Source organism: Nonomuraea sp. NPDC001684 (genome assembly GCF_053596515.1).
On the sequence record NZ_JBSFGJ010000014.1, the window covers coordinates 1 to 23,642 of the forward strand.

Annotated in this window: 16 protein-coding genes; 5 read left to right on the forward strand and 11 right to left on the reverse strand. The window is 72.7% G+C overall.

All coding sequences use genetic code 11. The features are described 5' to 3' along the window. From ACWCSD_RS04965 to ACWCSD_RS04995, 7 genes are all read right to left on the reverse strand, one after another. On the reverse strand, positions 1-5,572 hold a 5,572-nt coding region (locus ACWCSD_RS04965), incomplete at its 3' end, for a hypothetical protein (RefSeq protein WP_449913146.1). 112 nt (positions 5,573-5,684) lie between these two features. Then, positions 5,685-6,218 carry a G/U mismatch-specific DNA glycosylase gene (gene mug, locus ACWCSD_RS04970; RefSeq protein WP_449913148.1) on the reverse strand — a complete coding sequence of 178 codons (534 nt, stop codon included), beginning with the start codon at positions 6,216-6,218 and terminating at the stop codon, positions 5,685-5,687. A 31-nt stretch (positions 6,219-6,249) separates the two neighbouring features. After that, entirely contained in the window at positions 6,250-7,650 is a 1,401-nt protein-coding gene (locus ACWCSD_RS04975) for a sugar porter family MFS transporter (protein WP_397163532.1), read from the reverse strand. A gap of 85 nt (positions 7,651-7,735) precedes the next feature. Further along, positions 7,736-7,861 carry a hypothetical protein gene (locus tag ACWCSD_RS04980; RefSeq protein ID WP_387663975.1) on the reverse strand — a complete coding sequence of 42 codons (126 nt, stop codon included), beginning with the start codon at positions 7,859-7,861 and terminating at the stop codon, positions 7,736-7,738. Positions 7,862-7,886: 25 nt separating this feature from the next. Continuing rightward, entirely contained in the window at positions 7,887-10,346 is a 2,460-nt protein-coding gene (locus tag ACWCSD_RS04985) for a polynucleotide kinase-phosphatase (protein WP_449913151.1), read from the reverse strand. Continuing rightward, positions 10,330-11,862: a 3' terminal RNA ribose 2'-O-methyltransferase Hen1 gene (locus tag ACWCSD_RS04990; protein WP_449913153.1), complete on the reverse strand. Its 1,533-nt coding sequence runs from the start codon at positions 11,860-11,862 to the stop codon at positions 10,330-10,332. Before ACWCSD_RS04990 ends, ACWCSD_RS04985 begins: the two co-directional genes overlap by 17 nt. A gap of 42 nt (positions 11,863-11,904) precedes the next feature. Further along, positions 11,905-12,819 (reverse strand): LLM class F420-dependent oxidoreductase, encoded by a 915-nt coding sequence (locus ACWCSD_RS04995; RefSeq protein WP_397163526.1) that lies wholly within the window; start codon positions 12,817-12,819, stop codon positions 11,905-11,907. Between the two features lie 119 nt (positions 12,820-12,938). Here ACWCSD_RS04995 and ACWCSD_RS05000 point away from each other — a divergent pair, with 119 nt between their 5' ends. Genes ACWCSD_RS05000 through ACWCSD_RS05015 form a run of 4 tightly spaced genes read left to right on the forward strand, consistent with a single transcriptional unit; the run spans position 12,939 to position 16,787 of the window. After that, on the forward strand, positions 12,939-13,937 hold the full coding sequence (locus ACWCSD_RS05000) for a hypothetical protein (RefSeq protein WP_397163525.1): 999 nt from the start codon (positions 12,939-12,941) through the stop codon (positions 13,935-13,937). Positions 13,938-13,975: 38 nt separating this feature from the next. Then, entirely contained in the window at positions 13,976-15,094 is a 1,119-nt protein-coding gene (locus ACWCSD_RS05005) for a sensor histidine kinase (protein ID WP_449913154.1), read from the forward strand. Beyond that, positions 15,091-16,191 carry a sensor histidine kinase gene (locus ACWCSD_RS05010; protein ID WP_449913155.1) on the forward strand — a complete coding sequence of 367 codons (1,101 nt, stop codon included), beginning with the start codon at positions 15,091-15,093 and terminating at the stop codon, positions 16,189-16,191. Before ACWCSD_RS05005 ends, ACWCSD_RS05010 begins: the two co-directional genes overlap by 4 nt. Beyond that, the gene (locus ACWCSD_RS05015; protein WP_449913156.1) at positions 16,188-16,787 is read left to right on the forward strand and encodes a response regulator; all 600 of its coding nucleotides are present in this window, start codon (positions 16,188-16,190) and stop codon (positions 16,785-16,787) included. Before ACWCSD_RS05010 ends, ACWCSD_RS05015 begins: the two co-directional genes overlap by 4 nt. 32 nt (positions 16,788-16,819) lie before the next feature. On the opposite strand, the gene ACWCSD_RS05020 is transcribed toward ACWCSD_RS05015, so the two are convergent. From ACWCSD_RS05020 to ACWCSD_RS05030, 3 genes are all read right to left on the reverse strand, one after another. Beyond that, on the reverse strand, positions 16,820-17,962 hold the full coding sequence (locus ACWCSD_RS05020) for a DUF418 domain-containing protein (protein ID WP_449913158.1): 1,143 nt from the start codon (positions 17,960-17,962) through the stop codon (positions 16,820-16,822). Positions 17,963-18,031: 69 nt separating this feature from the next. Continuing rightward, positions 18,032-18,439, reverse strand: a complete 408-nt coding sequence (locus ACWCSD_RS05025) for an STAS domain-containing protein (RefSeq protein ID WP_397163516.1) — start codon at positions 18,437-18,439, stop codon at positions 18,032-18,034. 82 nt (positions 18,440-18,521) lie between these two features. Then, positions 18,522-19,772, reverse strand: coding sequence for a class I SAM-dependent RNA methyltransferase (locus ACWCSD_RS05030; RefSeq protein WP_449913160.1), 1,251 nt, complete (start codon positions 19,770-19,772; stop codon positions 18,522-18,524). Between the two features lie 100 nt (positions 19,773-19,872). Between ACWCSD_RS05030 and ACWCSD_RS05035 the strand changes: the two genes are divergently transcribed. Further along, the gene (locus ACWCSD_RS05035; RefSeq protein ID WP_397163515.1) at positions 19,873-21,510 is read left to right on the forward strand and encodes an alpha/beta hydrolase; all 1,638 of its coding nucleotides are present in this window, start codon (positions 19,873-19,875) and stop codon (positions 21,508-21,510) included. On the opposite strand, the gene ACWCSD_RS05040 is transcribed toward ACWCSD_RS05035, so the two are convergent. After that, entirely contained in the window at positions 21,497-23,512 is a 2,016-nt protein-coding gene (locus ACWCSD_RS05040; RefSeq protein ID WP_449913161.1) for an APC family permease, read from the reverse strand. The two genes, ACWCSD_RS05035 and ACWCSD_RS05040, sit on opposite strands and share 14 nt — an antisense overlap. Positions 23,513-23,642: the final 130 nt, after the last annotated feature.

The following is a 23,642-nucleotide window of genomic DNA, read 5'->3' on the forward strand; positions in this document are numbered from 1 at the left end:
GCCAGCCGTACTCGGAGCGGGCGGCCTCGGCCGGGTCGAGGCGACCGGCGACGCGTACGGCGCTGTTGGAGACGATGTCGCCGGGGAGCTGGCTGACGGTCCACTGCTCGGCGTCGTCGCCCGGCTTGGCGGTGCTGCCGCCCCTGGCCTTGCGCATCCCGCCGACGTGCAGCACCAGGGCGTCGCCCGCCTCGGTCGCGAGCTTCGGCGGGTCCTCGTCGCACTTGGGCCGGACGGAGAAGTCGAGCAGTTTGGCCTCGACGATGGTCCAGTCGAACCGCTTCTTGAAGATCGAGATGCCCACCTCGACCCATGCCTTCAGGTAGACCTTCAGCTCGCCGTCCAGCGAGAACAGGCACAGCGGGTTGCGCAGCAGGACGTCGGCGAACTCGAAGAACCGGAACTTGCCGTCGTTGGTGGGATCGAGCCAGTTCATGGCGACGGTGAGGAAGATGCCGCCGCTCACGCCCGCCTTGACCAGCACCACGTCGACCGCCGCGCCCGCCTCCAGCCGCCCGGTCAGGGAGATCGCCGGCAGTGGTCGGCCCTGGTCGTCGGTGGTCTTCAGGTAGAGGCTGTCGAGGACCTGGAGGTCGACCTTGCCCTGCTCGATCGCCTTGCGGATGCCGTACGTGTCGAAGCCCGCCCTGATCTGGGCCTCGACCCCGGCGGTGCCGGAGATGACCACCATGATCGGCGGCGGCGACCAGACCGGGCCGAAGGACTGGCTGTAGGAGAAGCCGAGGCGCAGCGGCCCGGAGTCGAACGCGACCAGCTCCACGTCCTTGCCCATCAGCAGGCTGAAGATCGACCGTCCGGCGTTCTGCAGCACGGGGAAGCTGAAGCCCGCCTTCGCGGAGTGCTCCATCGGCCCCTGCGCGTCGGCGGCGGCGGCCTTGGCCTTCCCGCACGACCTGGCGCCCTGGTCGAGCGCGGCGAACAGGTCGTCCGTGGCGGGCGCCACGTCCTTGATCAGCGAGTCGGCGACGTCGGGCGAGTTCTCGGTGTCCAGCGCGCGGTCACCGGCCACGGTGAAGCTGCCGATCGGGATGTGCAGCTCTCCCTGGCAGTCGGGCAGCGACGTCACCAGCCTGCCGACCTCGATCATCCGCTCGATGAACTTCGTCGTGCCGCCGCCGGCGACCGTGTTGTACTTCTTGGCGATCGTCATCAGGTTCACCTCGCCGCCGCCCGCGGCCCTGCTCAGGTCCGACAGCACGGGGATGGGCGCGTAGAGCTGGTCGATCACCGGTTTGACCGGGTCTGTGACCTTCTTGACCTGGGTCACCACCGGCCCGAGGACGCTCCGGAAGAAGTCGCCGGCCTCCAGGTTCACGTTGTTGAAGGCGATGTTCAGGTTCGCCGGGTCAGGCGAGCCGCCCTTGGTGAGGTCCCAGTCCAGGTCGAAGTCGCCGTACAGGCCGGGGAACATGGCCGAGCCGGCCGTCACCTTGAAGCGCCAGTCCACCGCGACCTTGGCGTTCAGTGACGTCTCCACCAGACCGCCGGCGTCGGCGAGCTGGTCCAGGCCGATCCGGCCGACCGGCTTGAAGCCGATGGTGAAGGCGCCCGCGAACAGGTCGGGGGCGTTCTGCTCGCGGTTCTTGAGCGTGACGTCGAGGATCGCCAGCCGGGCGTTGATCTCCTCGGGCAGCGAGACGTTCACGCCGACGGTCGCCCGCGGCCGGTTGGCCTCGCCGGCGTCGACGTAGAAGCCGCTGGTCCGGTCCAGGCCCACCATGACCTCGGCGTGCCAGCCGACCTCGGCCCGTACGCCCTTGCCCTTGCCCTGCTTCAGCGCGAGGCCGGGGACGCCGACGTCGAGCGGCCGCTCCACGCCCAGGCAGTCCTTGACGCAGCCCTGTTCCGGATCGACGTCGCCCTTGCCGACGCTGACCTTGAACGCGATGCCGGTCAGCTCGGCGCCCTTGGCCGCGTCGCACGCCTCGGGCTTGGCGGGGTCGGGGACGGGCGCCTGCACGCAGGTGATCACCGGCTGCACGCCCGGCCCGACCTTGGGCGCGAGCTCGTCGTTGTACCACTTGCGCAGGTCGCCGCCGGTGGGCACCTTGCCGCCGTTCGGCAGCTTGGCGAGGGCGGCCTTGATCTCCTGACGCTTGGCGCCGACGAAGTCGGCCCCCTGCTGGAGGTCGGCGCCGACCATGGGCAACCTGCCCTTGCCGGAGGCCATGCGCATGCCGGTCTCCAGGGCGGTGAGGTAGCGGTCGATGCCGTCGCCCAGGTTGGTCCAGTCCAGCTCCAGGCCCGGAGGCAGGGTGGAGAAGTCGAAGGAGGGCAGCTCCAGCCGGTTCACGTCGCCGGGCAGCTTCTTGGTGAGGTCGAACATCTCGGCCAGCGGGGCGGCCCTGGGCAGCCGCAGCACGAGCGCGTGCCTGCCGTCCGCGGTGAGCGGCGCGCCGTTGAGGTAGGCGGGCAGGACGGCGCACAGCGCCAGGTCGGTGTCGTCGCGGTGCGGGTCGCGGTCGCAGGCGACCGGCTCGCTCGTCTCGTTCAGCGCCAGGTCGAGCCCGGAGAAGAACGCGGCGGGGGTCACCGCGTCCTGGGACTCGCCGCCGTAGCGCAGGCTCACGCCGTATCCGAGCCTGGCCTGCAGCGGGTCGTCGCCCTCCTTGCCGATCGCCAGCGGCAGCGGGCCGACGTCGGCCTGGACCGTGCCGTCGAGCTGTGCCTTCGCCTGGAGGTCGAGGCCGGAGTCGGTCTCGATGAGCAGGTCGCGGGCCGGGTCGAAGCCGCGCTTGAGCGCCACGCGCAGGCCGAGGCGCACCTCGCCCTCGACGGCGGCGTCCAGCGTGGCCGAGCCCTTGGCGGCGACCAGGCTGCTGTCGCCGAAGGCGAAGCGCAGCGGCTCCTGCACGGCCGCCTTCTTGTCGTAGGCCAGCGACAGCCGCAGGGCGCCGTCCTCGTAGCCGATGCGCACCTGGCCGCCCAGCGCCTTGTTCAGCTCGGCCACCAGCGCCTGGACGGTGTCCGGCGGCGCGGCGGTCAGGCGGTCGATCGCGTCCCGCAGCGGCGAGCGCAGCGCGTAGGCGGCGCCCGCCTCGGGCACGGCCTGGCCGAACCTCTCGGCGAAGGACAACGTGTGCTCGCCGCACGCGGTCGCGACGGTCAGCACCCGGGTGCCGACGGCGACGCGGCGGCCGACGTGCGCCTGGGTGAACGTGCGCGAAGGGTCGGTGACGTAGGCGTTCTCGTTGCCGCAGGCGCCGTCGCCGTAGACGACGCCGGGGCCCGAGCCCGTCTCCTCCGCGGCCACCAGGTCGGACAGCGAGCGGCCGAGCAGCGGCAGCTTCGCCGTCATCGCCTCGTTGACCGGCCCGGTGCCCTTGACGCCGTCGAGGTAGGTGGCCACCGCGCCCAGGGACTTGATCAGCGCGCCGAACAGCGCCTGCGGGTTGTCGGGGTCGAAGGCGAAGTCCTTCACCCGGCCGATCTGGTCGAAACCGCGGAAGCTGACGGTGGCGGGCTTGCCGAGGTCCGGCATCTCCACCTCGCCGGAGACCCTGCCGCCGAAGAAGTCGGCCAGACCCGGCACGCCCAGCGTGAGCCGCGCCTTGGCCACCGCGTCCACCTGGGAGGTCAGGACGTCGCCCGGCTTGCTCGCCAGCCGCTCGAACAGCCTGGTCAGCGGCACGTCGCCGAGGTCCTTGAGACCGACCTTGACCAGGTCGCCGCCGTTCCTGCTGCCCATGGTGAGGTCACCGGTGAGCTGGACGCCCAGGTAGCCCGCGACGGCGTTGACGTTGACCGAGGAGAGCACCGACACGCGGGCGCCGAACAGGTCGCGGCCGGTCCGCAACATGATCCGGTCCGCGGCCCTGGGCAGCTCGTTCACCACGGTGGCGCTGCCGTCGCCGTTGACGTGCTTGTACGGGCACGCCTTCTGCTGCCCGTCCGGCCGCTGCGCGCATCCCTGGCCGGTCACCGGGTCGCTCAGGTCGAGCACGACCGTGGCCGAGGCGTGGTAGCCGCGCATGACGCCCGCCACGGCGGCGGTGGCGTTGGCGCGGTCGAGCCCGGCGGCGGCCTTGAACGTGTCGCCGAAGGCGATCTGCCCGATCATGGGGTCGTTCGCGGAGATCCGGTACGGCGCGCCCGCGGCGGGCACGCCCCCGCGCCAGCCCTCCTCGGCGAGGGTGACGGTGTCGGCGGTGTTGTCGGCCACGATGCCGCTCGACGCTCCGGCGGTGACCGTGCGCCCGGCGAACTGCCCCGGCGTCCACTTCTGCCCGGCGTGCCGCAGCGTCTTGGCCGCGTACGTGACGCCCGCGCCCGTCCCGCTGACGGTCTGGCCGGCGGGGTTGAGCGGCTCGGGGGCCGGGTTGACGGTCCGGTCCACGACGAGGGTGAAGGCGATCTTCTTGGCGGCGTCGTCGTACCCGGCGTCGGCGACCTTGATGATCGCGCCTCCGGGCAGGCCGCGGGCCTTGCCCAGCGCGGCGAACAGGTCCTGGATCGAGGTGAAGGTGGGCCGGCCGGTGTTGCGGTCCACGCTGGCGGCGGCGAAGGCGTGGATCGCCTCCGACACCTGCACGGCGTCGGCCAGCGAGCCGCGCATGAACGGCAGGTCGAGGTCGCCCTGCCCGTCCCAGCGGGCGCGCTGGGCGGCGGTGACGGCGTTGGCCAGGTGGGTCAGGCCGTCGAGCAGGTCCTTGGGCGTGAGCGTCTGGAAGCGGCCGAGCCGGTCCAGGTCGGCCTGGGTCACGCTGACGGCGGGCCCGCCGGTGGCGAGGTCGGGCCAGCTCGCGTCGATGGTCGCGGCGGCCCCCTCGACCTGGGCGCCGGCGAACGGCTGCGCGGTGACCTGCAGCCGGGCGGCGGCCGAGCCCTTGCGGGCGAAGCTGAACAGGCTCTCCGAGCCCAGTTCCGGGGTGTCCAGCCTGCCGTTGCCGTCCGGGTCGGCGGCGGTGGCGGCGAACTCGGCGTCGACGGAGAGCGTCGAGGCCGCCGAGAGGTCGACGCCGAGGATGCCGAAGGCGGCGGTGGGCCTGGCCCCGGCGGCGAGCCTGCCTTCGGCCCGCACGGTCATCCCGGCGTCCTTGGCCAGCCAGGCGGACTTGGTGGCCGGGTCGTAGGCGAAGGGCAGCTTGGCGGTGAGCTTCAGCGTGACGTCCACGCCGCCCGAGGTGGTCAGCGAGACCTTGGGCTGGGCGCTGCTGACGGAGATCGGGCGGCCGGCCGCCGTCCTGGTGACCTCCAGGGTCAGGTCGAGCCGCCTGATCCCGTTCTGCGTGCTCGCCTTGGCCAGGAGCTTTCCTGCGCGGGGGCCGGACAGCTCGTACTCGTCCTGGAGGTCGTCCAGGGTGGTGAGGCCCTTGAGCTTGTCGTGGACGGCCACCTGGAACAGGTCGGCCAGGCCCAGGGCGTCCTCGCCGCCGGGCACCAGGCCGACGAACGGCAGCTGCTCGCCCATCGGGCCGAGCGTGGCCAGGCCGCCGCCCGCGGCCGTGAACCGTTCGACCGCGGACAGCAGCGCCGCGGTCTCGGCGTCCGGTGCCGCGGACGCGACGGCCGGTGGCGGCACGGCCGCGACCAGACCCGTTAACAACGCCAATGCGCAGACCACGCGCGACAATCGCCGGCTTGCCACCAGACCCCCCAGTGCGAAGACACAACGAACCGGGTACGTATCTAGCGATCAAGGCTTGTGCGTGACTTGGATCCGTCTACAAGCGCAGGTCAGAGACCGTCGGTTCCGGGCCCGGGCGCAGCGAGGCGCGCAGGCGGCCCATCTCCCCGGCGATCGTGGCGACGGTCCAGTGGGCGTTGAGCCCGCTCGGGTTCGGCAGCACCCACACGCGGGCGCCGCCGACCTGCTCGGGCTGGGGGCCGATGACCGCCTTGGGCCGCGCGAAGGCCGTCCGGTACGCCGAGATGCCGAGCACGGCCAGCACCCGCGGCCCCAGCTCGGCCACCTTCTCCGCCAGCTGCCGGCCGCCCGCCACCAGCTCGTCCCTGGTCAGCTCCGCCGCCTTGGCGCTGGCCCGGGGGACGATGTTCGTGATGCCCAGCCCGTACGAGGGGAGCAGGTGCTGCTCGGCCGGGGTCAGCAGGCGCGGCGTGAAGCCGGACAGGTGCAGCGCGGGCCAGAACCTGTTGCCCGGCCGGGCGAAGTGGTGGCCGGTGGCCTCCGACATCAGGCCGGGGTTGATGCCGCAGAAGAGCACGTTCAGGCCGGGACCGAGCACGTCGACAAGCACGTGCCGGAGGTTAGCCCACTCCGCGGCGTGGTCAGCCCATGTCTTCCAGCTTGCGGCCCTTGGTCTCCTTGACCCATTTGCTGACGAAGAAGAAGGACAGCGCGGCGAACAGGGCGTACATGGCGTAGGTGAGCGGCAGGTTCCACTCCGACAGCGCCGGGAACGAGACGGTGATCAGCCAGTTGGCGATCCACTGCGCGGCGGCGGCGACGCCGAGCGCGGCGGCGCGGATGCGGTTGGGGAACATCTCGCCGAGCAGCACCCAGACCACCACGCCCCACGACAGGGCGAAGAACAGCACGAACACGCTGGCCGCGACGAGCGCGATCGGCCCCTGCGGGCTGGGCAGCGAGACCACGCCGCCGACCTCCCGCGACGCGCTGAACGCCCAGGCCGCGGTGCCCAGCGCGATCGCCATGCCGGCCGAGCCGACGAGCAGCAGCGGCTTGCGCCCGATCCGGTCGACCAGCGCGATCGCGATGAACGTGCCGATGATGTTGATGATCGAGCTGGAGAAGCTGATCAGCAGCGAGTTGCTCTGGTTGATGCCCACCGACTGCCACAACACCGACGAGTAGTAGAAGATCACATTGATGCCGACCAGCTGCTGGAACGCCGACAGGATGACGCCGACCCAGACGATCGGCAGCAGACCGAGCGCGCTGCCGCGCAGGTCCTTCACCCCCGGCACGCGTTCGGTCCGCAGCACGCGCTGGATCTCGGCGATCCGGGCGTCGAGGTCCACGTCCTCGCCCTCGACCTCGGCCAGCACCTCGCGGGCCTTCCGCGACCGTCCCGACATGATCAGGTAGCGCGGCGACTCGGGGATGGTGGAGGCGAACAGCAGGTAGAGCAGGGCTGGGACGGCGCAGGCCCCCAGCATCCACTGCCATGCCTGGAGCCCCCACAGGTGGTTGTTGACGTCGCCGCCGGCCAGCTCGGCGATCAGGTAGTTGACGAGCTGCGAGACCGCGATGCCGAGCACGATGGCGAGCTGCTGGAACGAGCCCAGCCGCCCCCGGTAGGCGGGCGGCGCCACCTCGGCGATGTAGGCCGGCCCGAGCACCGAGGCCATGCCGATCGCGAAGCCCGCGATGACCCGCCACAACCCCAGGTCCCAGATGGCGAACGGCAACATCTGCCCGATCGAGCTGACGGTGAACAGACCGGCGGCCACCTGCATCGACCGGGTACGCCCCCACCGGTCGGCCAGCCCGCCGCCGATCCAGGCCCCGAGCGCGGACCCGAGCAGCGCGATGGCCACGACGAAGCCGATCTGAACCGCTCCCACGTCGAAGTGCCGCTGGATGCCGGTGACCGCGCCGTTGATGACCGAGCTGTCGTATCCGAACAGGAACCCGCCGATGGCCGCCGCCGCGGTGATGAAGACGACGTGGCCCAGATGCTCCTGATGGGTGTACCGAGTTGCCATACAGGTCCCTTCCCCGTGATCGGGGACCTACCCGGAGATCACCTGTGTAGCGCGGCGCTTACCCAACCTTGCCACAAACCGGACGTCAGGCCCGGGTCAGCCAGAAGACCGCGATCACGACGACCGCCACCGCCACCGCCACGGCGTACCGCAGCAGCGCGCGCCCGAGAGCGCGCCGGACGTAGCCGGGACGGTGACGGTCGGCGGTCATCACAGGCTCCTTCGGAGGGACGGGGTCACAGGCGCGGGTCCACCGGCTCGGACTCCAGGGCGAGCACCGCGAAGACCGGCTCGTGCACCCGCCAGCCCGCCTCGCCGTCCGCCAGGCGCGACAGCGCCTCCAGGCCGAGGGCGTACTCGCGCAGCGCGAGCGAGCGCTTCTTGCCGAGGAAACGGCGGCGCAGCACGTCGAGGGACTCGGTGTAGTCGGGCCCGTAGATGATCCGCAGGTACTCCCGGCCGCGCACCTTCACGCCGGCCTGCACCCGGCCGGGCACGTACGTGGCCGGCTTGACCACCATGCCCTCTCCCCCGGCGGCGGTCAGCGCCTCCCACCACGCGGTGGCCGCGGCCCTGGACTCCGGCGAGTCGAGGGTGACCGTCACGTTCCTGGTCGGCGCGATCAGCGGCGAGTCGAGCAGCGCCAGCGTGGACAGGTGCCAGGCGTGCGGCTCCAGCGCGGTGGCCCGTCCCTCGCAGGCCAGGATCTGGAACGGCGCCAGCCTGATCCCGTCGAGACCGTCCACCGGCCAGCAGTAGCGCGCATAGGCGTCGCGGAACAGGGCAGCGTTGTCGAAGCGGCGTCGGGTGCGGGTCAACAACCCACCCACATCCAGCCCGCGTCCGGCCGCCGCTTCCAGAGCCGTGACGGCCTCCGGCAGCGCGGCCCGCGCGGCGGCGCCGACGGAGGCGTACTGCGACCTGATCAGCTCGCCCGCCTTGGCCGACCAGGGCAGCAGCTCGCAGTCGAGCACCACCCAGTCGGAGCCCAGCTCCTCCCACAGCGGCTCGCAGGCCGCGCGCACCGCCTCGACCAGCGGCGTCATGTCCCGGAAGAACGGCCGCCCGGTACGCGTGTAGACCGCGCCGGTGCTGCCGTCGGCGACGCCGAACCGGGCCGCGGCGACCTCGGGCGTCCTGGCCAGCACGGCGACGGCCCGCGAGCCCATGTGCTTCTCCTCGCACACGACCTCGCTCACCCCCGCCGCGGCGAACTCCTCGAACGCCTCGTGCGGGTGCTCCAGGTAGCCGTCGAGCCTGGACGTCTCCGGCGGCGCCATCGTCGGCGGCAGGTAGACCAGCCAGCTCGGGTCGACCGCGAACCGGCTCATGACCTCCAGCGCGGCGGCCGCGTTCTGCTCCAGCACCTTGACCCGGCCGCCGAAGCGGGTCTCGACGTGCCGGGTGCCGATCACGTCGCCGACGTCGAGCATGCCCGGCTCGCGGGCGGGGTCGCCGAGCGGCTTGGCCGGCTCGTACCAGACCTGCTCGGCCGGCACCTGGACGATCTCGCGCTCGGGGTAGCGCAGCGCGGTCAGATGGCCGCCGAAGACGCAGCCGGTGTCCAGGCAGATCGTGTTGTTGATCCACTCGGGGGTGACCGTGGGCGTGTGGCCGTAGACGACCATGGCCCGGCCGCGGTACTCGTCGGCCCACGGGTAGCGGACCGGCAGGCCGTACTCGTCGGTCTCGCCGGTGGTGTCGCCGTACAGGGCGAAGGCGCGCACGCGCTTGGAGGCGCGGCCGTGGTAGGACTCCTTCAGCCCGGCGTGCGCGACGACGAGCCGGCCGCCGTCCAGGCGGTAGTGGCTGAGCAGGCCGTCCATGAACGTGCGAGCCCGCTCGGCGAACTCGGGCGGCCCGGCGGCGAGCTGGTCCAGCGACTCGCGCAGGCCGTGGGCGACGGTGACCTTGCGGCCGTTCATCGCCCGCACGAGCTTCTGCTCGTGGTTGCCGGCCACGCAGATCGCGGTGCCCGCCTCGACCATGTCCATGACCAGGCGCAGCACGCCCGGCGTGTCGGGCCCGCGGTCGACCAGGTCGCCGACGAACACGGCGGTGCGGCCCTCGGGGTGGGTCAGGCCCTGCCAGCCGAGCTTGGCCAGCAGCGTCTCCAGCTCCGAACGGCAGCCGTGCACGTCGCCGATGATGTCGAACGGGCCGGTCAGCTCGGTCCGGTCCGACCACGCCTTCTCGTAGGTGATCTCGGCGTTGTCGATCTCCTCCAGGCCGCGCAGCACGTGCACCCGCCGGAAGCCGTCGGCGGAGATCTTGGACAGCGAGCGGCGCAGCTCCTTGCGCTGGCGGATCACCACGCCGGGGCCGAAGTCGCGGTCCGGACGCGCGGCGTTGCGCTCGATCGCCACCTCCTCGGGCGTGTCCAGCACGATGGCGTCGGCCAGCACGTCGTGCTTCCTGGCCAGCTCGATGAGGCTCTTGCGGGCGGGGTACTGGACGTTGGTGGCGTCCACGACGGTGAACAGCCCCCTGGCCAGGCGCACGCCGACGATGTGGTGCAGCAGGTCGAACGCCGCCGGCGTGGCGGCCTGGTCGTTCTCGTCGTCGGACACCAGGCCGCGGCAGAAGTCGGAGGAGATGACCTGCGTGGGCTTGAAGTGCCGGCGCGCGAAGGTGGACTTTCCGCTGCCGGAGACGCCGACGAGCACCACGAGGGACAGCTCAGGAACGCTGATCACGGGTGAAGACTCCCATCTGGGTGGGCGGGCCGACCTCGGGGTCGTCCTCGCCGACGGGTTCGACGGCGACGTGGTAGCCGTACTGGGCGGCCACCCGGGCGGCCCAGGCGGCGAACTCGGCCCGCGTCCACTCGAAGCGGTGGTCGGGGTGGCGCAGGCCCGTCAGGAACTCGTAGCGCACGTTGTGCTCGATGTTGGGGGTGGTGACGAGCACATGGCCCGGGCGGGCGCGGCCGAACACGACGCGTTCGAGCGCGGCCAGGCGCGGTGGGTCGACGTGCTCGACGACCTCCATGAGCACGGCGGCGTCGTAGCCCGCCAGGCGCTTGTCGGTGTAGGTGAGCGCGCCCTGGAACAGGGTGAGCCGGGCCCGCTTGCTGTCGGGCATGCGGTCCAGGCGCAGCTTGCGGGCGGCGATGGTGAGCGCCAGGGAGGAGACGTCCATGCCGGCGACGCGCGCGAACCTGGGCCTGGCCAGCAGCGCGGCGACCAGCTCGCCCTGCCCGCAGCCCAGGTCGATCACGCTCGTCGCGCCGAGCTCTTCGAGCCTGCGCAGCACGGCCTCGCGCCGCAGCGTGTTGAGCGGCCGCGCCTTCCGCGCCGCGCCCGCCTCCTCACCCCCGCCTTCGGTGACGTCGCCCTGGACGCCGCCTTCCGCAGCGCCTTCGCCATCGGCACCGGCTCCGGCGACGGCTTCGGCGAAGGCGGCCTCGTCGGCCGCGCTCTCCCCGGCGGGGGCCTCCTCGGCGAGCGCCGGCTCCAGCTGCTCCTCGGTCTCGTCGCCCAGCTCGGCCAGCCTGGTCAGCGCGGTGCGGGCCAGCGCCCAGCGCCGCCCGAAGTAGCGCCGGGCGATCAGGCCGCGCTCCGGATGACCGCCGAGCCAGCCCGCCCCCGCCCTGACCAGCTTGTCGATCTCGTCGGAGGCCATCCAGTAGTGCTTGCCGTCGTCGAGCACGGGGAGCAGCACGTAGAGGTGGTTGAGCGCGTCGGCCAGCAGGACGGTGCCGCGCAGGGTCAGCCGCACGTACCGGGACTCGCCCCATTCGGGGAAGCCCTCGTCGAGCGGCAGCGTCTGCGCCTCCACCACCCACCCCAGCGGCTCGAACAGCCGCCGGGCCAGCTCAGGCCCGCCTCGGCAGGGCAGCGCGGGCACCTGGATCTCCAGCGGCAGCGGGGTGCCCGGCAGCTCCGGACGGGCCTTGCAGCGGCCCGCCCGCGCGGTGCGGAAGACGTCGGCGAGCGCGACGGCCAGCAGCGAGGAGGCCGCGTACGGGCGGTCGTTGACGTACTGCGACAGGCTGAAGTCGGGCGAGTTCCGGCCGCGCGAGCGGACCAGCGCGATCGGGTCGACCTCCAGCAGGAGGGCCGCCGTGCAGCGCTCCTCGCCCGCCTCCGGATAGAACACCGTGGCCGTGCCGAACGATTGGCCGAACTCCTGCACGCGCTCGGGATGCTTGTGCAGGAGGAAGCCCAGGTCGGTGGCCGGCGTGGCGGTGGTCGTGATCGTCAGCAGCACGTGCCAAGTGTGCCGTAGCCGGACGAAGCACCGCCAACGGAATTACACGTGCGGCAGGACCTCGGCGGCGATGAGCTCCAGGTGCTCCAGGTCGGCCAGGTCGAGGACCTGGAGGTAGACGCGCTCGGCCCCGAGCTTGGCGAAGGCGCCCAGCTTGGCCAGCACCTCGTCGGGGGTGCCGCACAGGCCGCCCTCGCTCAGCGCGCCGGGGTCCTGGCCGATGGCGGCGGCGCGCCGCTCGATCTCGGCCTGGTCGGCGCCCACGACGACGGTCTGCGCCGCCGACAGGATCAGGCCGCGGCCCGCCTCGTCGGCCGCCTCCCGGACCCGCGTGAACGCCTGCCCGGTGTCGGCCAGGGTGCGGAACGGCACGTTGTACTCGTCGGCGTACGCGGCCGCCAGCCGGGGCGTGCGCTTGGCGCCGAAGCCGCCGATGATCACCGGCGGGCGGGGCCGCTGGACCGGCTTGGGCAGCGCCGGCGAGTCGACCAGCCGGTAGTAGCGGCCCTCGAAGGAGTAGGAGTCCTTCGCCGTCCACAGACCGGTGACGATCTCCAGCTGCTCCTCGAACCGGCCGAACCGCTCGCCGAGCGGCGGGAACGGGATGCCGTACGCGGAGTGCTCCCCGTCGAACCAGCCGGTGCCGAAACCCAGCTCGACCCGGCCGCCGCTCATCTGGTCGACCTGGGCCACGCTGATCGCCAGCGGGCCGGGCAGCCGGAACGTGGCCGGCGTCACCAGCGTGCCGAGCCTGATCGTGGAGGTCTCCCTGGCCAGGGCGCCGAGCGTCACCCAGGCGTCGGTGGAGCCGGCGCCGGGGTCGCCGGGGCCGATGCGCTGGTAGTGGTCGGACCGGAAGAAGGCGTCGAACCCCAGGCGTTCCGCGGCCTGGGCGACGGCGAGCAGGTCGTCATAGGTGGCGCCCTGCTGGGGCTCGGTGAAGATCCGCAGCTTCATGAGGCTCATTATCCGCCCACATCGGACGGCGACCGGAAAAGCCCCGCGCCGTCCGGCGAACGCTTGCTACCTTCACCAGCAACCGCTGAAAGTAGCCGATCGATCACGATGGGTGGCATATGTCGCGGAAAGCAAGAGAGTCCGGCACGCTCCCCCGCCCGCTGGCGGTGCTCGCCGCGCTCGCGCTCGCCGGAGCCACGGCCCTGGCGATCCGGATGTTGCCCGCGGGCGCCGAGCCCGCGCCGCCGTCCGGCGCCGCTCCCGTCCGCTTCGCGCCGCCGGAGCGGCCGGCGGCGGTCCGGCAGCCGCCGCGTTCGTTCGTGGGGTTCGTCGACACCGCCCGCGACCCGGGCTTCGACCTGGCGGCCGAGTCGCGCGCCACCGGCGTCGCCCGGTACGCGCTCGGCCATCTCGTCGCCGGCGACGACGGCTGCCTCGTCCGGTGGGCCGGGCCGCCGCGGCCGGCGGGCGACCCGGTGGCCGCGGGGCTCGGACGGCTGAGGGCGGCGGGCGGCGACGCCTTCCCGGTGTTCGGCGGGCCCGGCGGGGACGACCCGGCCGTCACGTGCACCAGGCCGGGCGGCCTGGCCACCGCCTACCGCAGGGCGGTCGGCGCGTTCGGGGCCGCCGCGGCGGGGTTCGAGATCCGCGACGCCGACCCGGCCGCCGCGCTGCGCAGGGCGCGGGCGCTGCACGCCCTCCAAGGGGAACGGCCGCTGCGGGTCTTCTTCACCCTGCGCCTGACACCGGACGGCCTCGACGCGGCCGACCTGGCGGCGCTGCGCGCGACCCGGCGGGAGGGCGTCCGGGTGGACGCCGTCGAGCTGCTGGCCGAGATGGAGCCGCGCACCGGGCCGCAGGGGCGGCTGCGCAGGCTGGGATCGGCCGTGCGGGCGGCGGCCGGGCAGCTCGCGCGGGCCTACGGCCTGCCCGGCGAGGAGCAGGTGTGGGAGCGGCTCGCCCTGACCCCGGTGCTCGCCAGGCCCGGCGATCTGGACGAGCCGGAGGCCCGCAAGTTGTCGGAGTACGCCGTCCGGCACGGGCTGGCCTGGTTGTCGCTGCGCGGCGCACCCCCCAAACCGGAAATATCCCGCATTCTCTGGAGGACCCACTCCTGACATAGGATTTTCCCCGAATCCAGGGGGTGAGGACGACGATGGCGAGCCGTGCCGCGAGCGCGCGCAAGATCCTCATCCACTGGATGGACGCCATGGTCATCCTCCTGGGCCTGGTGTTCGTCACCCTCGTCCTCATCTACGCCGCGCGCGGCCAGATGGGCGTCCCGCAGGCGCTGCTCGCGATCGCCTTCCTGGCGGGCCAGTTCACGCTGTTCCCCTCCGTCCTGCGGGCCGCCTTCGACGACCGCCCGCGGCCCACGGCGAAGCTGCTGGTGTCCGGGGCGTGCGCGGCCGGCTCGGTGCTGCTGCTGCCGCACGACGAGATGGCGAGCACGGCCACCTGGCTGGAGACCGGCGTCCTGTGGGTGTCGGTGGTCGCGTTCTACCTGCCGCTGTGGGCCACGGCCTGCCTGGGCGCCGCCGTGACCGTCCTGGTCAGCGCGTACGTCGTGCTGATCACCGACCGGTCCTGGGCCGGCACGCTGATCCCCGAGGCGGCCAGTTGCGCGCTCATGGTCGCGGCCATGCTGCTGTGGCGCTGGCTGTGGTGGACGATCAGGGACGCCAACGACGGCCAGGAGGCCAAGGCGCGCCTGGCCATCGCCGAGGAGCGCCTGCGCTTCGCCCGCGACCTGCACGACCTGCTTGGCCGCAGCCTGTCGGTGATCACGCTGAAGAGCGAGCTGGCGGCCAAGTTGTCGGCCAAGGACCAGGCCAGGGCCCTGGCCGAGATGGACGCGGTGCGCGAACTGGCCCGCGACTCGCTGGCCGAGGTGCAACTGGCCGTGGACGGCTACCACACGCTCGACCTGGACACCGAGCTGGCCGGCGTACGGTCGGCGCTGGAGGCGGCCGGCGCCCGCTGCCTGATCGAGACCAGGGCCGGCGACCTGTCCCCCGCCGGGCGCGCGCTGCTGGCGTGGGTCGTGCGCGAGGGCGGCACGAACGTGCTCAAGCACAGCTCGGCCACCACCTGCGCGATCACGATCGAGGGCGGCGTGCTGGAGATGCGCAACGACGGCGTCAAAGACCTCTCCGCGGCCCCGGGCAGCGGCCTGCGCGGCCTGTCGGAGCGCCTGACCACGGCGGGCGGCTCGCTCTCGGCCGCCCCGACGCCCACCGGCGAGTTCCTGCTGCGCGCGGCGGTGCCCGCGTGAGGCGGCCGACCCGGCTGGACAAGGTCCGCTGGCTGATCGTCTACTCCACCGACATCATCCTGCTGGTGTCCGCGACCGGCTTCTACAACCTGTACCTGCTCGGGCAGAACGTCGACCTGCCCCGGCAGGTGTTCGTGGCCGCCGGCGTGCTGCTGCTGGTGTTCATGGCGCTGGCCACGCGGCCGTTCCGGATCGCCGTGCGCGGCGGACCCCGCCCGACGGCGCTGCTGGCCGTCGCCGGGGTGCTCGCCCTGGTCCTCGCGGCCGGCACGATCCTGTACACCGTGCCGGTGTGGCTGGCGATGCTGGCCCCCTTCGTCCGCCGCCGGACGATCGTCACGTTGTCGGTCGGCTGGATCGCCGTCCTGGTGGTCGTCCTCGCGCTGACCATGGGCCTGCCCGTGGAGATGTTGTCGGCGGTCGTGGTGCTGGCCGTGTTCACCGGGATCGGCGTGGGCGGCGTGCTGGCGAACCTGTGGTTGTGGCGGGTGGCCAAGGAGGCGCACGAAGGGCAGGAGGCCAGGTCCAGGCTGGCGGTCTCGGAGGAACGGCTGCGCTTCGCCCGCGACCTCAACGACCTGCTCGGGCAGAGCCTGGCCGACGTCTCGGCCAGGACCGCCGGCGCCGCCGGCTCGCTGCCCGGCGACCCGGCCGCCGCCGAGCGGGCCATGTTCGAGGTGCGCGACCTGGCCAGGCGGTCGCTGCGCGAGGTGCGGGCCGTGGTGCAGAACTACCGGGCGCTCGACCTGGACGAGGTGCTGGCCGGCGTCCGGGCGGTGCTGGAGGCGGCCGAGGTCCGCTGCACGGTACGGGCCGACACCACGGCGCTGGCCCCGGAGGCGCGCACCCTGCTCGCCACCGTCGTCCGCGAGGGCGCCACCAACGTGCTCAAGCACAGCAAGGCCGAACGCTGCACGATCACGATCGAGAACGGGGTCCTGGAGATGTCCAACGACGGGGTGAGCGGCCCGGTGGGCGAGCACGCGGCCAACGGGCTGGCGGGCCTGGCCCAGCGGGTCGGCGCGGCGGGCGGCGTGCTGCGGGCCGAGCCGACGTCCGACGGCGGCTACCTGCTGCGCGCGGCGGTGCCGGCATGACCACCCGCGTGCTGCTCGCCGACGACGAGCACCTGATCCGCGGCGCGATCGCCGCCCTGCTCGACCTGGAGGACGGCATCGAGGTCGTCGCCCAGGTGGGCCGGGGCGACGAGGTCGTGGCCGCGGTCGCCGAACACCGCCCCGACGTGGCCGTGCTGGACATCGAGATGCCCGGCATGGACGGCCTGACCGCCGCCGAGCGGATCAGCGCCCAGTGCAAGATCGTCATCCTGACCAGCCTGGGCCGCCCCGGCTACCTGCGCAGGGCGATGGCCGCCGGCGTGAGCGGCTTCCTGGGCAAGGACGCCTCCGCCGAGGAACTGGCCATGGCGATCCGCAAGGTCATGGCCGGCGGCCGCTACCTGGACGCCGAGCTGGCCGCCGCCGCGATGGCCGCCGGCGACAGCCCGCTGACCGAACGGGAGCGCGACGCGCTGCGCCTGGCGGGCGACGGGGCGACGATCTCCAGGATCGCCGGCGAGCTGCACCTCACCGAGGGCACGGTGCGCAACTACCTGTCCAGCGCCATGACCAAGCTCAACGCCCAGAACCGGCTGGAGGCGATCCGCACCGCCCAGCGCATGGGCTGGCTCTGACCTCGGCGCCGCCCCCCTCAGCCCCGGCCCTCTCAGCGCCAGTTGGTGATCCGGCGCAGCACGTACTCCACCGGGCCGTGGCGGTGGGTGCGCAGCCAGCGTCCGCTCGCCCACACGAGCACGGTGTAGATCACCAGGGCGACGCCCATCACCGCGATCGGTGACAGCCTGCCCGCGAGTGCGAGCCCGTACCCGGTGAAGACCAGGGCGATGAGCAGCGACTGGCCGACGTAGTTGGAGGCGGCCACCCGTCCCGGCGCGGCCAGGACGCGGCCCGCCGCAGGGAAGCGGCCGATCAGCCGGAGCAGGGTGGCGACGTAGGCGGCGGCCAGCAGGATCGAGGTGAGCGTGTTGACCGCGCCGCCGAGCAGCTCGACCGCGCCGGTCCGGCCGGACGTCCAGGCGTACAGCAGGCCGCCGGGCAGGCCGGCGCCGAAGCCCGCCCACTGGACGCGGGCCAGCAGGCGGGGCCGCTGCCCGAGGCCCTCCAGCAGCCTGGACTTGCCGGCCGCGAGCCCGAACAGGAACATGGCCAGCGCGGTCGGCCCCTGGAAGAGCCAGATCATGGCCACCAGCGGCGGGTAGAGCTCGGTCTGCATCGTCAGGAAGTCCAGCGGCCCGCCGGTGGCCAGGGCCAGCACGCGGGCGGCCGCCGCCGGGTCGGCCGCGGCGGGCTGCCCGGCGGCCGGGTCGAGGGTGGACAGCCAGGCGAGGGCCAGCCAGAACAGGGTCAGCACGCCGATGATCGAGGAGCCGGCGATGACGGCCGTCCTCGGTCTGAGCCCGCGCAGGGCCAGCAGCACCAGGCCGAGCACGGCGTACAGGGTGAGGATGTCGCCGATCCACAGCAGCAGGCCGTGGGCCAGCCCGATGACGAACAGCGCCAGGCAGCGGCGCAACGTCCTGGCCCGCACGCTCGCCCCCGCCCGCTCGGCCGCCCGCATCTGCAGCGTGAAGGAGTACCCGAACAGGAACGAGAAGATGATGTAGAACTTCGTCAGCACGAACGCCGTGATCGCCAGAGCCACGGGCCCGTCGGGGATGGGCATGGCGCCCGACAGCGCGTACCCCGGGTCGGCCAGGAAGCCGATGTTCGCGACCAGGATGCCCGCCAGCGCGAACCCGCGTACGGCGTCGATCTCCTGAACGCGTCCGGCGAGGGTGGTTTGCGTCATGCCCCGACGCTAGGGACGCCTGCCCGCGCGGCGCGTCCGTCCTTGGTCTGGACGGGCGTGACCAAAGGCTCAGCGGGGCGGATCGGCCGCTGCGGCGGCCACGGCGGCCTCGGCGGTGGGGTAGACCGGCAGATGGGCATCGACCCCGGTGATCTCCAGCAGCCGGGCGGGGGCGCCCTGCGGGGCCGCGAGGTAGACCCGCGCGTCGTGCGTGCGGGCCTCCTGGTGGCAGGCGAGCAGGGCGTGCAGCCCCGAGCTGTCCATGAACGTCATCGCGCTCAGGTCGAACACCACGTGATCGGCCGGACGCGCCCTGGCCTGCCGGACGTGCTCCCGTAATCGCGTGTGGTTGGTGGCGTCGACCTCACCGCACACCTCGATCACGGTCACGCCGGGCAGGTGCCGATGGCTCATCGTCAGCGGCGTCATCGGCGGCCTGTCCGATCCTGGGCGGCCCGCGCCTCCGGAGGCGACCATGGATGCACGATAGACAGCTTCACCCGCCCGGGGTTCCGGCAAACCGTCACGATGAGGTCACGCCTTGGCCGGGCGGCGGCAGTCAGCGCTTCACCAGCAGCGCCACGCACTCGACGTGGTGGGTCATCGGGAAGGCGTCGAAGGCGCGCAGGTCGGTCAGCTCGTAGCCCAGCTCGCCCAGCCACTTGAGGTCTCTGGCCAGCGTCGCCGGATCGCAGGAGACGTAGACGATGCGCAGCGCCTCCAGCCCCGCGACGCGCTCCACCACCTCGCGCCCGAGGCCCGACCGCGGCGGGTCGACCACGACGAGGTCGGCGCGCTCGATCTGGAACCGGTCGAGCGCCTCCTCGACCCGGCCGCGCTCGACCCTGGCCTGCGGCAGGTCGCGCAGGTTGGCGCGGGCGTCACGGACGGCCGCCGCGTCGGACTCCAGCCCGAACACCGCGCCCTCAGGCCCGACCGCCTCGGCCAGCCCGGCCGCGAACAGGCCGACCCCGCAGTAGAGGTCGAGCGCCCACTCCCCCGGCTCGGGCGCGGCGTAGGCCAGCACCGCGTCGAGCAGCGTCTCGGCCGCCCCCGGGTGCACCTGCCAGAAGCCGCTGCCCGCGACCCGGAACTCGCGGTCGCCCACGTGCTCGTGCAGCACGCCGGAGCCGCGGCGCGGCACCGTGCGGCCCTTGCCCTGGTCGAGCAGGATCGAGGCGGGCGCGTCGAGCTCGGGCACGCTCACGCTGCGCCGCGGGCGCGGCGAGACCACCACGGCACGGTCGCCGCCGGCGGAGGCGATGACCTCGATGCCGGCCGCGCCGGGCCACGCGTGGTCTTCGGCGGCGACCGCCTCGACCTCGGGGTGGGCGATCAGGCAGGCGTCGACGACCTCGATCTCGTGCGAGCGGTGCCGGCGGAAGCCCAGCTCGCCGGCGGGCGTGGCGGCGAACTGCACGCGGGTGCGCCAGCCGAGCCCGTCCTTGGCGCCGGGCACCTCCTCCACGACGACCTCGCGCTCGATGCCCGCCAGCCGGTGCAGCTGCTCGGCCACGACCTGGGCCTTGAGCCGGCGCTGCGCCTCAAGCGTGGCGTGCTGCCAGTCGCAGCCGCCGCAGCGGCCGGGGCCGGCGTACTGGCAGGGCGGGACGACGCGGTCGGGCGAGGGCTCCAGGATCTCCACGGCGTCGGCGCGCAGGAAGCGGCTGGTCTCCTCGGTCACGTCGGCGATCACCCGCTCGCCGGGCAGCGCGTGCCGGACGAAGACCACCCGCCCTTCATGGCGTGCCACACACCAGCCGCCATGCGCGACCGGACCGACCGTCAGCTCCAGAGATGCCTGTTCCACACCCCCACCCTATGGTGAGCCGCCACGGCCGACGTCCTCGTCCCCCGCCTCGCGCCCCGGACACTCACTTTCCGGACTTGAGTCACTACTGTGGGTGAGGATGGACAGAGGTCGGGTGGTGCGCCGGCGGCTCGGATTCGGGGGCACGCTGCTGGCCGTGCTGTTCGCCTGCGCCTCGCTGACGCCGTCGCTGCTGCCGCGCACGTGGCTGTTCCAGGGCGTGATGGGCGCGGTCACCGGCATCCTCGGCTACGGCGTGGGGGCCGCGGCGGGCGCGCTGGGGCGGGCGGCGATCCCGTACCGGCTGCCGGAGCGAGGACGGCGGGCCGCCTGGCAGATCATGATCGGCGGCTGCTCGGGGCTGACCGTCGTGGCGCTCTGGTACAGCATCGACTGGCAGCGCGACGTGCGGGCGCTCATGGGCATGGACACCCGGATCACCTGGTTCCCGCCGGTGATCCTCGCGGTGGCGGTCACGCTCTTCGCGCTGTGCCTGCTGCTGGCCCGTCTCGTCCGGCTGGCCGGGCGCAGGCTGATCGACTGGCTCGACCGGTACGTCCCCGCCTACGTGGGCCACATCGCCGGCGTGCTGATCGTCGCCTCCGTGGTCGCGGTGCTCGCCGACGACGTGCTGTTCTCGGGGTTCCTCAACACGATGAGCGACGTCTCCTCGGTCACCAACCAGGGCACCCATCCGGGCGTGCGCAGGCCCGGCTCGGCCAAGGTGTCCGGCGGGCCCGGGTCGCTGGTGGCCTGGGACTCCCTGGGCCGCGAGGGCCGCCGCTTCACCGGCACCGCCTCCACGGTCTCCGAGCTGACCGCCTTCTCCGGCCGGCCGGCGACCGAGCCCATCCGCGTGTACGTCGGCCTCGGCGCCACCTCCTCGCCCCGGCAGCAGGCCGCGGTGGCCGTACGGGAGCTGGAACGGACGGGCGGCTTCGGCCGTCCGGTGCTCGCGGTGCTCGGCACGACCGGCACCGGCTGGGTCGACCAGCACATCGCCGACTCGCTGGAGTTCATGTACAACGGCGACACCGCCATGGTCGCGGTGCAGTACTCCTACCTGCCGAGCTGGGTGTCGTTCCTGGCCGACCGGCACAAGGCGGCGGCCGCCGGACGGGCCCTGTTCGAGGCGGTGCGCGCCAGGTGGGAGCGGCTCCCGCCCGGCCACCGGCCCCGGCTGATGGTCGCCGGCGAGAGCCTCGGCTCCTACGAGCTGGAGAACGCCTTCCGCGACCTGACCGACCTGGTCGCCCGGACCGACGGCGCGCTGTTCGTCGGCCCGCCCAACGCCAACCACATCTGGGACCACCTCACCGCCCACCGCGATCCCGGCACCCCCGTCTGGCGGCCGGTCTACCAGGGCGGCAGGACGGCCCGCTTCGCCCAGCACCCGGCCGACCTGTGGCGCCCCCAGAGCCCGTGGCCGCCGCCGCGCGTGGTCTACCTGCAGAACGCCACCGACCCCGTCGTGTGGTGGTCGCCCACGCTGATCTACCACCGGCCCGCCTGGCTGGAGGGCCCGCGGGGGCCCGGGGTGAACCCGCAGATGAACTGGTTCCCGCTGGTGACGTTCTGGCAGGTGCTGGTGGACATGACGGCGGCGATGTCCGTGCCGCCCGGCCACGGCCACCGCTACGGCGCCAACATCGTGGACGGGTGGGCCGCCGTAGCCGCGCCGCCGGGCTGGACGGCGTCCGACACGCAGCGGCTGCGGACGCTGGTCAGCGCGCCTTGATCTCCCCCTCGTCCTTGACGGTCTGGTGCCAGGGACGGCGCACCGCGCCCGGCGCGTACGGCTCGGGCCGGCCCTTGAGCCGGTCGGAGGAGTGGAGCTGCCAGGGCACGCTGGTCACCATGACGCCCGGCTTGAACAGCAGCCTGGCCTTCAGCCGCAGCGCGCTCTGGTTGTGCAGCAGGTGCTCCCACCAGTGGCCGACGACGTACTCGGGGATGAAGACGGTGACCACGTCGCGCGGCGAGCGGCGGCGCAGGGTCTTGACGTAGTCGAGGATGGGCTGCGTGATCTCGCGGTAGGGCGAGTCGAGCATCTTGAGCGGCACCGGGATGCCGCGCCGCTCCCACTCCTCCTGCAGCTGGCGCGCCTCCTCGCCCTCGACGCCGACCGTGATCGCCTCCAGCGAGGACGGCCGGGTGGCGCGGGCGTAGGCGAGCGCCCGCATGGTCGGCTTGTGGATCTTGGAGACCAGCACGATCGCGTGGTTGCGGGCCGGCAGCATGGCGGGCTCGTAGTCGTCGGTGATCTCCAGCTCGGTCGCGACCTTGTCGTAGTGGCGGCGGATGCCCTTCATCATGAGGAACAGCACCGGCATCGCGATGACCACGATCCACGCCCCGACCAGGAACTTGGTCAGCAGCACGACGATCAGCACCAGGCCGGTCATGATGGCGCCGAAGAAGTTGATCACGCGCGAGCGGTGCATCTGGTGGCGGACCTGGCGGTCGGTCTCCGTCTTCAGGTGACGGGTCCAGTGGATGACCATGCCGGTCTGGCTGAGCGTGAAGGAGACGAACACGCCGACGATGTAGAGGTTGAGCAGGCGGCTGACGTCGGCCTGGAAGCCCCACAGCAGCAGGCAGGCGCCGAGGGCCAGGATGATGATGCCGTTGGAGAAGGCCAGGCGGTCGCCGCGGGTGTGGAGCTGGCGCGGCAGGTAGCGGTCCTGGGCGAGGATCGAGCCGAGCACGGGGAAGCCGTTGAAGGCGGTGTTCGCGGCCAGGAACAGGATGAGCGCGGTCACCGCGGAGATCACCACGAACGGCAGCGAGCCGCCGCCGAACACCGCGTCGGCCACCTGCGAGATGATCGGCTGCTGGTAGTAGCCCTCGCCGACCGGGGTGCCGTCCGGCCTGAGCAGGTCGTGGGCGACGACGCTCGGCTCGGCCACCCGCACGCCGGAGGCCAGCCCCAGCGCGATGATGCCGCCGAACATGGTGATGGCGATCAGGCCCATCATGAGCAGGGTCGTGGCGGCGTTCTTGCTCTTGGGCTTGCGGAAGGCGGGCACGCCGTTGCTGATGGCCTCGACGCCGGTCAGCGCGGCGCAGCCGGAGGAGAAGGCGCGCAGGATCAGGAAGGCCGCGGCGAAGGAGGCCAGGTTCGTCTGCTCGGGCCGGATGGTGAACCCGGCGCTGGGCGCCTGCAGCTCGTCGCCGAACACCAGCAGCCGGATGCCGCCCCAGGCGACCAGGCCGATCACCGCGAACATGAACGCGTACGTGGGGACGGCGAAGGCGGCGCCGGACTCGCGGATGCCGCGCAGGTTGACCACCGTGAGCAGGATCACGATGATGATGGCGATCGCGGGCCGGTGCTCGGCCACGAACGGGATGGTCGCGCCGACGTAGTCGACGCCGTTGGCCACCGACACCGCGACGGTCAGCACGTAGTCGACCATGAGGGCGCTGGCGACGGTGAGCCCCGCGTTCTTGCCCAGGTTGGTGGTGGCCACCTCGTAGTCGCCGCCGCCGCTCGGATAGGCGTGCACGTTCTGCCGGTACGACGCCACGACCGTGAGCATCACCACCACGACGGCGACGGCGATCCACGGACTGTAGGAATAGAACGAGACGCCCGCCAGCGACAGGATGACCAAAATCTCCTGCGGGGCGTAGGCCACCGAGGACAGCGCGTCACTGGCGAAGACCGGCAGAGCGATGCGTTTGGGCAGGAGTTGCTCGTGGAGCTGCCCGCTTCGCAGGGCACGTCCCACGAGCACGCGTTTGACAAGATCCGTTACCTTCGCCACGTAACGAGATGCTAGCCGCATGCCGATGCCCTAAACGCGGCGCTCCCCCATCGGGCCATACTGGTGTCGAGCAACCGGCCGACCGCGAAGTGCGGGGGAG